Here is a 12,028-nt window from a genome sequence, read left to right on the forward strand (position 1 = left end):
CCAATCAGACGGATGCGTCGGCGAGGCTGCGCTTGCCGGCCTCGGCTCGGATGCCGCGGTTGACCGCCGAGACGACCGACTTCAGCGAGGCGGTCGAGATGTCGGCATCGATGCCCACGCCCCAGAACCGCTTGCCGTTCACGTCGAGTTCGACGTAGGCGGCCGCGAGGGCGTCCCCGCCGGCCGACATGGCGTGCTCGACGTAGTCGTACAGCGTGATCGCGATTCCACGTTCGGCCATCACGCCGAGGAACGCCGCGATCGGGCCGTTACCCGAGCCGACGGCGCTGGCCACAGTGGTGTCGTCGCGCAGGTCGACCGAGAGCTCGACCGTGCCGGACAGGTCGCTCGACGTGCGGGTGGCGTGCAGTTCAAAGCGCCCCCACTTGGCGTCGGGCGTGGTGTGGCTCGCCGGCAGGTACTCGTCGTTGAAGATCTCCCAGATCTGCTCGCTGGTGACCTCACCGCCCTCGGCGTCGGTCTTGGACTGGACGACCCCGGAGAACTCGATCTGCAGCTTGCGCGGCAGGTCGAGCGCGTGGTCGGTCTTGAGCAGGTAGGCCACTCCGCCCTTGCCGGACTGCGAGTTGACCCGGATCACGGCCTCGTAGCTGCGGCCGAGGTCCTTCGGGTCGATCGGCAGGTAGGGAACCGCCCAGGGCAGGTCGTCGACGGAGCAGCCTCGCTCCGCGGCATCCGCGGCCATGGCCTCGAAGCCCTTCTTGATGGCGTCCTGATGCGACCCGCTGAACGCGGTGAAGACGAGGTCGCCTGCCCAGGGGCTGCGCTCGGGCACGGGCAGCTGGTTGCAGTACTCGGCGGTGCGCTTGATCTCGTCGATGTTGCTGAAGTCGATCTGCGGGTCGATGCCCTGGGTGAACAGGTTCACCCCGAGGGCGACCAGGTCGACGTTGCCGGTGCGCTCGCCGTTGCCGAAGAGGCAGCCTTCGATGCGGTCGGCGCCGGCCAGGTAGCCCAGTTCGGCGGCCGCGATGGCCGTTCCCCTGTCGTTGTGCGGGTGCAGGGAGATGAGCACGTTCTCGCGGTGGGCGAGGTGACGGCCCATCCACTCGATCGAGTCGGCATACACGTTGGGGGTGGTCATTTCCACCGTGGCCGGCAGGTTGATGATGACCTTGCGCTCGGGCGTCGGTTCGAGGATCTCGATCACCTGGTTGCACACGTCGACGGCGAACTCGAGTTCGGTGCCGGTGTAGCTCTCCGGGGAGTACTCGTAGTAAACGGTGGTGCCAGGGACGGTCTTCTCCATCTCGCGGCAGGTGCGCGCCCCGAACAGGGCGATGTCGATGATGCCCTGCTTGTCTTCCCGGAAGACCACTTCGCGCTGCAGCACGCTGGTGGAGTTGTACAGGTGCACGATCGCCTGCTTGGCGCCGGCAATCGATTCGTAGGTGCGGCGGATCAGGTGTTCGCGGGCCTGGGTGAGCACCTGGATGGTCACGTCGTCGGGGATGGCGTTCTGCTCGATCAGGCTGCGCACGAAGTCGAAGTCGGTCTGGCTCGCGGACGGGAAGCCGACCTCGATCTCTTTGTAGCCCATGCGCACGAGCATGTCGAACATGATCCGCTTGCGCTCGGGGCTCATCGGGTCGAGCAGGGCCTGGTTGCCGTCGCGCAGGTCGACGGCGCACCAGCGCGGTGCCTGGCTGATGTGCTTCGTCGGCCAGGTGCGGTCGGGCAGGTCAACCCGGAACTGCTCGTGGTAGGGACGGTACTTGTGGATCGGCATCGCCGACGCAGTCTGGTTGTTCTTCATGATCCTTCATCTCCTCGCGAATTGGTGGTCAGCCAACGACAAACTCCGCGACGAGGGAGGCCTCAGTAGGACTCGTCGCGGCAGCTAAGGAGGAGCACACCGGGAAACACATTTTTAACTTAGCATCGTTTCGCCCCGGTATCGATTGCGTTTCGGCAACGGATGCGGGCGCACCGGCCCGCTAGCCGAGGCCGCGAACGAAGACCAGCGCCTCCCGCATCGACAGCGTCGGCAGGTAGGCGCGGGCAAGCGCGATCCCGATGGCGGGCAGCGCCACCGGGTCGGGGTACGCCATGAACAGGGGCTGGAATTCGGGCTGGAATTTGCGTTTGAAGGCCAGCAGGGATCGGAAGCCGTAGACGGGTTCGAGACTGCGGCCGAGGAAGTCCAGCATCCGCGCCGCCAGGCTGCCGGCGCGCTCCTGGCCTGCCTGTGCACCCGGCTGCGCACCGGTCTGGGCGAGTGGGGCGGCGGACAGGCTGAGGAATTCGATCTCCGGCTGTTCGCTCATCATCGCCATGGTGCGGGCGATCAGGAACTCCATCACCCCGTTCATGCTGTCCGGCCGGCGGCGCATGAAGTCGAGGGTCCAGCCGACGACGATTCCGTCGCGGTAGCTGGGCATCCAGCTGGTCACGGCGTGCACCCGCTCGTCCGCGTCGACGGCGAGCATGAGGCGCACGGCCGGGTCCCGCAGCTCGTCGAGTCCGCCGAGGGTGAAGCCGAGTTCAGGGAGTTCCTTCTCCTGCACCCACAGTTCGGAGATCTCGGTGATCTGCAGGGACTGGAGCATGCCGAGGGCCTTGTGGTCCGTCCAGACCGCTCGCACTCCGGCCCGGTCGGCCCGGTTGATCGACGAACGGATGTCCTGCCACTTCTTGCCCGTCGGGTCCCAGCTGCGGGGGCGCAGCACAGTCTCCTCTCCGATGCCCATCGATTGCCAGCCCATCCGGCTGAACGTCGCCTGCCAGCTGCCGTGCAGGCTGTAGAAGACCGGGATCCAGCCGTGATCGTCGCACATGGTGGCGAAGTCGGAGATCGCCTGTGCTCCCCGCTCCGCCCGGCCGATCGGTTCCGTCGTCGTGATCGCGACGCCGTTGACCACCCGGTAGGCGATGGCGACGTCACCGGCTCGGTTGAACCAGATCGAATTGCCCTCCCAGGTCGCCATGAACGCCAGGGAGCCGCCACCGCCGCGGGTGAGGATCTCCCGCAACCGGGTCTGGTCGTCCCGGCCCACGCCCGCGGTGCCGCTGCGCAGGCTGAGGATGGCGCCGACGATGACGATGATCCAGAACACGGGGCCGACCCATTGGTACAGGGCGGCCGAGATCCAGTCGGTCGGGAGGAAGGACAGCCGCTCCAGCCGGAGGAAGCCGACCGGGATGAAGCGCTCGGGGACATCCGTGACCAGGTCGATCAGAGTGACCCTGGGCCGGAAGCTGTCGCGCAGCAGCCAGCCGCCGCCGACGTAGAGCGAGGCCAGCCCGACGAAGCTGAGCACCACCGTCAGGGCGAACCGGCGGCGGCGCCCCGGCCTGCCCCGCACCGGGAACCGGCGGAGATTGGCGGCCAGCACGATCGCCGTGGCGAGGGGGACGAGCACCGACACCACCAGTACCAGGGCGATCTCCCAGTAGTGGGCGGAGTGCCAGCGCCACACGTACGGCTGGCCGGAGACCGGCAGCAGACCGTAGTACCAGGCCCCGAGCACCGCCATCCCGGCGTTGACGACGATCGCGAGCCACGCCGCGAAGCGACGGCCGCGCGCCAGGCCGAACGCGGCGACGAGGAGGGTGAGCAGCGGCAGCAGGCTGACCAGCACCGGGCCGGCGCCGCCTACGCGTTCGAGGGTGAGCTCGTGCACGCACTGCCGGGTGATGTTGCCGAGCAGGCACCGGTCGACGACGTCGGTGGCGGCGGGCACGTCCTGGGTGAGCAGGAGGCCGAGCGGGGCGAGCAGGCCGAACCGGGCGCCGGAGAAGATGGTGATGAGCGGGCCGACGGCGAGCACGCCGGCGACCGCGGCGAGCAGGGTGCGGGTCTCGTGGTGCGAGCTGCGCCGCCAGGTGAAGTCGATCCGGCTGGGTCGGAACAGTGCCCCGATGCCGAGGCCGACGAGGGCGGCGATCAACCGGTAGACGTCGGAGGGCTGACCGGAGTAGAGCAAGAGGACCAGGGACGCGGAGATCGTGAGCACCCGGATGCGTCGTCGCCAGAGGGGGCCGGCGTAACAGCTTGCGGCCATGATGGTGCCGAAGATCGGAGTGAACGGGTCCAGCGCGAAGAGCTCGCTCACCCCGCGGGACCAGAGTTCGCCGCCGGCGACTCCGGCGTCCTGGAGCAGGATGCCGCCGGCGGCGCCCAGCACGGCCGTCCCGGCGAAGACGATGATGGTGCGGCCGCTTCCCATCAATCGTTCGGCATAGCCGAGCAGGATGACCGCGCCGGCCAGGGTGAGCAGCAGCTCGGCGCCGTTGTCGACGAGGAAGACGGACGTGAGCGGCGTCCACCAGTGGCCCGTCTCGACGACGGATTCGTAGCCCGTTCCCAGCAGCAGCCGCACCTGCCGGGAGGGGCCGTGGAGCGGGCCGGTGGCGATGGCCAGCGCCAGGAGGAGGAGCGCGTAGGCCAGGGAGACCGGTTGACGCGCCGCCTGGCGCCGGGCTGCCCGGCCCAGGGCGTCCCAGCGAGGTGCCGCCCGGCGCGGTGACGTCGCGGACTGCTGCGCGGTCACGGGTTCACCGTCAACTCGGTGTGCGCGGCCAGCAGGGGCAGCGCCCGGGTCAGGGCGTAGACGACCGTGTGCCAGTCGTGGGCCGTGCCCGGGGAGACGAGCAGGTCGGTGGTCGCCCCGGCCCGTTCGGCCGCCGCCTTGAGGGTGTTGGTCCAGGCGATGTACCTGGTGTCGTCGCCGCCGACCGCGAAGATGATGTGGAGGGCCTGGTAGGGCGCGTGTGCGGCCAGGATGGCACTGGGTGCTGCGGCGGCGTAGGCGGCCGCGCTGCCCGCGAATCCTGCCTGCACGGTCTGTTGCGGGTTGCCTGCCTTGGGTGCCAGTTCCCCGGAGATGTCGAGAACAGTGCCGTAGAGCTCTGGATGGGCGGCGCCGAGCTGGATCGAGCAGGTGCCGCCCTGGGAGAACCCGCCGATGGCCCAGCCGTCCGGCGCCGCCGCGACCCGGTAGTGGCCGCGGATCCAGGCCGGCACGTCCATGGTGAGGTAGCTGGCCGAGTTGCCCAGCTTCGAATCGACGCACATCGGATTCCGGTCGGGGGCGCCGAGCTGGTCGGGGACGACCACGATCGGCGCCAGGCCGTGGTGGGTGGCCGCCCAGGCGTCGAGGATGCCGGCCAGCCGGCCGGCCGTGAACAGGTCGGACGGGCTCCCCGGCTGCCCGGAGAGCATCTCGATGACCGGCAGCACCGGGGGGTTGGCGCTCCGCGCCGCCGCCGGGAGGTAGACCATGGCGGGCCTGGCCGCGAAACCCGACACGGTCGCCGGGATCGTCACGGTGCCGACGGTGCCCCTGGTGTCGGTGATGGGCGGGACCGGGCCGGAGAGGGCATCCGTGAGCGCCCCGTAGAGCGGGATGCCGAGGGCGGCGCGCACGGTGTTGAACTGGCCGAATTCCGCATTGATCCCAGCGGCGGCGGTGAGCAGGAAGAGCGGAATCGCGACGACGGCGAGCACCCGGCGCCGGGGCCGGGCACCGAACAGGTTGGTGACGGCGAGCACGAGGGCGCCGACCAGGCCGGCCGTCCAGAGCCGGGTGGGCGTGGACATGGAGACGCCGAAGAGGTCCCAGATGTCGCTCACCAGCCAGACCAGGACCCAGCCGACAAGGGCGCCGGCCAAAACGAGGATCAGGGTCAGGGCGGCGGTGCGCACGCGCAGACGTCGCAGCAGCAGCCCGGCGGCGCACAGGGCGGCGAGGGCGTACAGCCCGATCAGGAAGGGACCTCCGACGAGGCTGGTGTCCAGCAGCGCATTCATTCGATTCCTCCGTGCCCACTCTCACACCGGGACGGCCCCGCCGCACGCGAAATGCCCGGTTCTGAGCGAGGCCTCAGACTCGGGTCGGCCAGGCCACAGCAAACTCACTGCAGGCGCATAGGCCGAAGCTCACGCGGTTCGGAGGGCGTGGCGCGCGACGCCGGCGGGGATCAGGCCCGGCCGGCTGGGACATGGGAACGCCTAGAAGCCGAGGCGTCCGAGCTGTTTCGGGTCGCGCTGCCATTCCTTGGCGACCTTCACCCGGAGCGAGAGGAAGACCCGTTTGCCCACGAGCGGTTCGATCTGCTTGCGGGCACGCATGCCGACATCCTTCAGCCGGCTGCCCGACTTGCCGATGATGATGCCTTTCTGGCTGTCGCGTTCGACGAAGAGGTTGGCGTAGACCTCGACCAGTTCCTGGTCGTCGCGCTCGATGATGTCGTCGATGGTCACGGCGATCGAGTGCGGGAGTTCGTCGGTGACACCCTCGAGCGCGGCCTCGCGGATGAATTCCGAGATGCGCGATTCCAGGCTCTCGTCGGTGACCGCGTCGGCTGGGTAGAGCGGGGCGTCCGAATGCGGCAGCAGCCGGAGCAGTTCCGCGGTGAGGATGTCGAGCTGGATGCGGCTGGTCGCCGAGATCGGCACGATCGCCTCCCAGTCGCGCAGTTCTGAGACCGCGAGCAGCTGGTTGGCGACGCTGGTCTTCGACGACGCGTCGATCTTGGTCACGATGGCGACCTTGCGTGCCCGCGGGAAGTTGTCGAGCTGCTCGTTGATGAACCGGTCCCCCGGGCCGATCGGCTCGTTCGCGGGGATGCACAGTCCCACCACGTCGACGCCGGCCAGGGTCGACTGGACCAGGCTGTTCAGGCGCTCGCCGAGCAGGGTGCGCGGCTTGTGGATGCCCGGCGTGTCCACCAGGATCAGCTGGCCGTTCTTCTGGTGCACGATTCCGCGGATCGCACGGCGGGTCGTCTGCGGCTTCGACGACGTGATCGCGACCTTCTCGCCCACCAGCGCATTGGTCAGGGTGGACTTGCCCACGTTCGGGCGCCCCACGAAGGACACGAATCCCGCGCGGAATTCATTTTCTGTCGTCATGACCGTTCTCTCCCTCGTCGTCCGACACTCCGAGGAATGCGGTCTGCGCGTCAATCAGCGCTTCGTCTCGTTCCACCAGCACAGTGCTGATTCGTTTGCGGCGGCCCTCGGTGCGTTCCGCGGTGAGGACCAGCCCGCTGGTGCGGGCGACCGAACCGGCCACCGGCAGCCGGCCGAGTGCCTTGGCCAGCAGCCCACCGACCGAATCGACCTCGTCGTCGTCCAGCTCCAGGTCGAACAACTCGCCGAGTTCGTCGACCGGCAGCCGGGCGCTCACCCGGAAGCGTCCGTGGCCGAGGTCTTCGACCTCGACGATGTCCCGGTCGTATTCGTCCGAGATGTCCCCGACGAGTTCCTCGATCAGGTCCTCGAGCGTGACCAGCCCGGCGATCCCACCATACTCGTCGACCACCATTGCGAGGTGGTTCGACTCGAGCTGCATCTGGCGCAGCAGGTCGTCCGCCTTCTTGGACTCCGGCACGAACACGGCCGGGCGTTCGAGCTCGGCGACGGTCAGGGTCTCCACATTCGGCGGCCGTTCGTAGACCAGCCGGGCGACGTCGCGCAGGTAGAGGATGCCCGTGACGTCGTCGACCTCGCCGTCGATCACCGGCACCCGGGAGATGCCCTTGCTCAGGAACAGGCCCATGGCGGCGCCGATCGACGCGTCGGCCTCGATGGTGACCATGTCGGTGCGGGGGATCATCACCTCGCGCACGACGGTCTGGTTGAACTCGAAGATGGAGTGGATGAGTTCCCGGTCCTCCTCCTCCAGCACGTCCAGTTCGGTTGCCTCATCGACCATGCTGAGCAGCTGGTCCTCCGAGGTGAACGTGGCGAGCCGGGTGCGGCCCGGGGTGACCCGGTTGCCGAGCGCGACGAGGGCGTTGGCGATCGGACCGAGGAGCACCCGGAGGAAATGCACCAGCGGCGCCGTGCCGGCCAGGAGCTGCTTCGGGTGGGCGCGGCCGACGCTGCGCGGGCTCGCGCCGACCAGCACGAACGAGACGGCCGTCATCAGCGCGGCGGACAGCACCAGTGCCAGCCAGAGCTGGTCGATCGTGGTCGCGAATACCAGTGTCACGAGCACCGCCGCGGTGGTCTCGGCGATGATCCGCATGAAACTGATCGCATTCAGGTGCGCGCCAGTGTCGGCGGCGATCGCGGCCAGGGACCGTTTGGCCCGGGACGTCTCGGCCAGGTCGGCGATGTCGGCGCGGGACTGCGCGGTGATGGCGGAGTCGACTGCGGCCATCAGGCCGCCGAAGGCCACCAGGAAGACGGCTGCGGTGAGAAACCACCCGATGATCATCGGTTGCGGAGGCGTTCCTGCAGGGCGAAGCCGATCAGGATGTCACGCTGGATGCCGAACATCTCCTTCTCCTCGGCCGGTTCGGCGTGGTCGAACCCCAGCAGGTGCAGCACGCCGTGGGTGGTGAGGAGCAGGAGTTCCTCGAGGGTGCTGTGCCCGGCCGTCTCGGCCTGGGCCTGGGCCACCTGCGGGCAGAGCACGATGTCGCCGAGCAGGCCGGGCGGAGTCTCCTCGTCTTCGGTGCCCGGGCGGAGCTCGTCCATCGGGAAGCTGAGCACGTCGGTGGGACCCGGTTCGTCCATCCACTGCACGTGCAGCTGCTCCATGGCGCCCTCATCGACGAGAACGATCGCGAGCTCGGCATCCGGGTGCACGTGCATCGAGTCGAGGGCGTAGGCGGCCAGCCGGAGGATGACGGCCTCGTCGACCGGGATGGTGGATTCGTTGTTGATTTCGATGCTCAAGAGGTGCTCCGTTTCGGAAGGCGGTCGCGTGGGGTGCCGGAGCGGGGTCCGCGCTTGGCGAATTCGTGGGCCTGCTCGCTCTCGTAGCGCTGGGCCTGCTTCTGGGCGTCGTACTCGGTCCAGGCGTCGACGATCCGGCCGACGAGGGAATGACGCACGACGTCGGCACTGGTCAGCCGCACGAAACGGATGTCGTCGACCTGGTCGAGCACGCGGGTGACGAGCCGGAGCCCGCTCGACCCGACGGGCAGGTCGATCTGGGTGATGTCGCCGGTGACGACCATCTTGGAGCCGAACCCGAGGCGGGTCAGGAACATCTTCATCTGTTCGGGCGTGGTGTTCTGCGCCTCGTCGAGCACGACGAACGAGGAGTTGAGGGTGCGCCCGCGCATGTAGGCGAGCGGCGCCACCTCGATCGTGCCGGAGGCGAGGAGCTTGGGCACCAGTTCCGGGTCCATCATCTCGTTCAGGGCGTCGTAGAGCGGCCGCAGGTACGGGTCGATCTTCTCGGTCAGGCTGCCGGGGAGGAAGCCGAGGCGTTCCCCGGCCTCGACGGCCGGCCTGGTCAGGATGATCCGGTCGACTTCCTTGCGCTGCAGCGCCTGGACCGCCTTGGCCATCGCCAGGTAGGTCTTGCCGGTGCCGGCCGGGCCGATCCCGAACACGATCGTCGCCGTGTCGATGGCGTCGACGTACTCCTTCTGGCCGAGCGTCTTGGCCCGGATGCTCTTGCCCCGGGAGGAGAGGATGGCCGGGCCCAGACGTTCGGACGGGCTGGTCGAACTGTCGGCGCCGAGCATCCGCGACGACGAGGTCACCTCGGCTTCGGCCAGGTCGCGCCCGCCGCGGATCATCAGCAGCAGCTCATCGATCAGCCGGCGGGCAGCCTCGACCGGGCCGGCCTGCCCGGCGAGGGTGATCTCGTTGCCGCGCACGTGCACCGAGACACCGGGGTGCTCCCGTTCGATGGTGCTGAGAAGACGGTCCTGGGCGCCGAGCAGGCGGACCATGGCGATACCGTCGACCGACACCCGTTCCTCGACCTGGTTCTCGAGCGTGTTCTCGGCGTCATCGCCGGCGTCAGCGGAACGCAAGGGACCCCTCCCCGAGCGAGTCGTCCCCGGCCGGCGAACCGGGCCCGGGCTGGGCGAGAAGATGGGCGTGAACGTGGAAGACGGTTTGCCCGGAGGCCTCGCCCGTGTTGAACACCAGGCGGAACTGGCCGTTCGAGCGCTCGGCCGCGATCCCGGCCGCGACCGAGACGAGCTCCGCCAGCAGCCCGGGATCCCCGGCCGCGAGCTCGACCACGTTGCGATACTGCTGGGTGCGGGTCGTGATCACCACGTGCACCGGTGCCTGCGGGGCGATGTCCTCGAAGGCGATGATCCGGTCTGTTTCGGCGACGATGGTCGCCGGGATTTCGCGCGCGGCGATGCGGCTGAAGATGGACGGTTCCTGGCCGGTGGAAGTCATAGTTCTATCTTAAGCGGCGCTACCAGCGGCCGAGGGTTGCGTTGAGGATGGCGAGGGCCGCCGGTCCGGCGGTCGAGGTGCGCAGCACGGTCTCGCCCAGCCGCACCCGGGTGGCACCGGCCTGTTCGAGCTGGTCCAGTTCGGCCGTCGAGATGCCGCCCTCGGGCCCGACGACGAGCAGGATGTCCCGGTCATCGGTGGGGGCGGCGATTTCGGTGAGCCGGAGCTCCGCGGTCGGCTCGAGCAGCAGCATCCGGGTGCTTCCCGCCAGGGCGGCCAGCTGCCTGGTGCTCGTCAGCCCGGCCACCTCCGGCAGCCACGCCCTGATCGACTGTTTGGATGCCTCCCGGACGATGCTCGACCAGCGAGCCTGGCCCTTCGCGACCTTGGGTCCTTCCCAGCGGGTGACCGACCGGGACGCGGCCCACGGGACGACGCCGTCGATGCCGAGTTCGGTGGCGGCCTGCACGGCCATCTCGTCGCGGTCGCCCTTGGCCAGGGCCTGCACGAGCAGGATCCGCGGCGTGCCGGGTTCGACCACGGCGGCCTCATCCACCCGGAAGGTGAGCCGGCCCGCGTCGGCGCCCGTCACGGTGACGTCGAGCATCAGGCCGGCGCCGTTCCCGATCCGCAGCCGCTCGCCCGGCTTGACCCGGCTCACCGTGACGGCGTGCCTCGCCTCGGCGCCGTCGATAGAGAGGACGGTGCCCGGCACGGCGGAGCCGGCGCGCAGGGAATCGTCGATGAAGAAATGCGCCACGGGTTCTAGCCGCGGAACCGGTCGCGAAGCTTCGAGAAGAGTCCCTGCTGCACCGCGCTGAGCGTGGGCGCCGGGGACTTGTGCCGGGCGGCGAAGGCTTCGATCAGCTCCCGCTCCTTGTGGTCGAGCTTCGTGGGGGTGGCGACGTGAACGCCGATCTTGAGGTCGCCGCGGCCGTTGCCGCGCAGCCGGGTGACGCCGCGTTCCTTGATGGTGATGACCTCCGCGCTCTGCACGCCGGCCCGCACCTCCACCTCGATGTCGCCGTCGAGGGCCTTGACGGTGGCGGTGGTGCCGAGGATCGCGTCCGTCATCGGCACCTCGAGGGTGGCGAGCAGGTCGTCGCCGTCGCGGCTGAAGACGTCGTGGTGGCGCACCTTCATCTCGAGGTACAGGTCACCGTTCGGGCCGCCGGCCGGACCGGCCTCGCCGCTGCCGGGCATCTGCAGGCGCAGGCCGGTGTCGACGCCGGCCGGGATGTCGACCGGTACGGTGCGACGGGCGCGCACGCGCCCCTGGCCCTGGCAGGTGACGCACGGGGTGGCGATGATGGTGCCATAGCCGCGGCAGGAGCCGCAGGGGCTGGAGGTCATCACGTTGCCGAGCAGCGAACGCACGGCACGCTGGATGCTGCCGGTGCCGTGACAGATGTCACAGGTGACCGGCGAGGTTCCCGGCTGGCAGCAGGTGCCGCTGCAGCTCGCGCAGAGGACAGCCGTGTCGACTTCGAGGTCGCGGTGGGTGCCGAAGATGATCTCGTCGAGGTCGAGTTCGACCCGGATCAGCGCGTCCTGGCCGCGGTCGCGGCGGGACTTGGGGCCGCGGCTGGTGCCGCCCCCGCCGAAGAAGGTCTCGAAGATGTCGCCGAAGTTGCCGAAGTTGCCCGCGTCGAACCCTCCGCCGGAGCGGCCGTTGCCACCGCGGTCGTAGTTGTCGCGCTGTTTCGCGTCGCTGAGCACGTCGTAGGCGTGGGTCACCGACTTGAACCGCTCCGAGGCATCCGCACCGGGGTTCACGTCGGGGTGCAGCTGCCGGGCGAGGCGCCGGTAGGCCTTCTTGATTTCATCGGTCGTGGCGTCGCGGGCGACACCGAGTACTTCGTAATGGTCAGCCAAAGCTGGCTCTCCTAGGTCTGTTCGGGT

At 69.1% G+C, this 12,028-nt stretch carries 10 protein-coding genes; all 10 read right to left on the reverse strand.

Annotated features, from left to right (window positions below; translation table 11 throughout):
* Nucleotides 1-4: 4 nt before the first annotated feature.
* Nucleotides 5-1,777, reverse strand: coding sequence for a 2-isopropylmalate synthase (gene leuA / locus IWX89_RS08685; protein ID WP_196903168.1), 1,773 nt, complete (start codon nt 1,775-1,777; stop codon nt 5-7).
* Between the two features lie 181 nt (nt 1,778-1,958).
* Entirely contained in the window at nt 1,959-4,514 is a 2,556-nt protein-coding gene (locus IWX89_RS08690; protein WP_307836474.1) for a DUF2156 domain-containing protein, read from the reverse strand.
* Nucleotides 4,511-5,773: an esterase family protein gene (locus IWX89_RS08695; RefSeq protein WP_196903169.1), complete on the reverse strand. Its 1,263-nt coding sequence runs from the start codon at nt 5,771-5,773 to the stop codon at nt 4,511-4,513. Before IWX89_RS08695 ends, IWX89_RS08690 begins: the two co-directional genes overlap by 4 nt.
* Nucleotides 5,774-5,974: 201 nt before the next feature.
* Nucleotides 5,975-6,877, reverse strand: a complete 903-nt coding sequence (gene era / locus IWX89_RS08700; RefSeq protein ID WP_196903170.1) for a GTPase Era — start codon at nt 6,875-6,877, stop codon at nt 5,975-5,977.
* Nucleotides 6,861-8,189 carry a hemolysin family protein gene (locus IWX89_RS08705; protein WP_196903171.1) on the reverse strand — a complete coding sequence of 443 codons (1,329 nt, stop codon included), beginning with the start codon at nt 8,187-8,189 and terminating at the stop codon, nt 6,861-6,863. The genes era and IWX89_RS08705 overlap by 17 nt, the downstream gene beginning before the upstream one ends.
* Nucleotides 8,186-8,653 carry an rRNA maturation RNase YbeY gene (gene ybeY, locus IWX89_RS08710; protein ID WP_134508644.1) on the reverse strand — a complete coding sequence of 156 codons (468 nt, stop codon included), beginning with the start codon at nt 8,651-8,653 and terminating at the stop codon, nt 8,186-8,188. Before ybeY ends, IWX89_RS08705 begins: the two co-directional genes overlap by 4 nt.
* The gene (locus tag IWX89_RS08715; RefSeq protein WP_196903322.1) at nt 8,650-9,663 is read right to left on the reverse strand and encodes a PhoH family protein; all 1,014 of its coding nucleotides are present in this window, start codon (nt 9,661-9,663) and stop codon (nt 8,650-8,652) included. Before IWX89_RS08715 ends, ybeY begins: the two co-directional genes overlap by 4 nt.
* A gap of 70 nt (nt 9,664-9,733) precedes the next feature.
* The gene (locus IWX89_RS08720) at nt 9,734-10,126 is read right to left on the reverse strand and encodes an HIT domain-containing protein (protein WP_196903172.1); all 393 of its coding nucleotides are present in this window, start codon (nt 10,124-10,126) and stop codon (nt 9,734-9,736) included.
* A gap of 19 nt (nt 10,127-10,145) precedes the next feature.
* On the reverse strand, nt 10,146-10,886 hold the full coding sequence (locus tag IWX89_RS08725; protein WP_196903173.1) for a 16S rRNA (uracil(1498)-N(3))-methyltransferase: 741 nt from the start codon (nt 10,884-10,886) through the stop codon (nt 10,146-10,148).
* Nucleotides 10,887-10,891: 5 nt separating this feature from the next.
* Nucleotides 10,892-12,001, reverse strand: a complete 1,110-nt coding sequence (gene dnaJ / locus IWX89_RS08730) for a molecular chaperone DnaJ (protein ID WP_196903174.1) — start codon at nt 11,999-12,001, stop codon at nt 10,892-10,894.
* Nucleotides 12,002-12,028: the final 27 nt, after the last annotated feature.

This window comes from Cryobacterium sp. MP_M3 (assembly GCF_015752155.1).
GTDB lineage: Bacteria > Actinomycetota > Actinomycetes > Actinomycetales > Microbacteriaceae > Cryobacterium.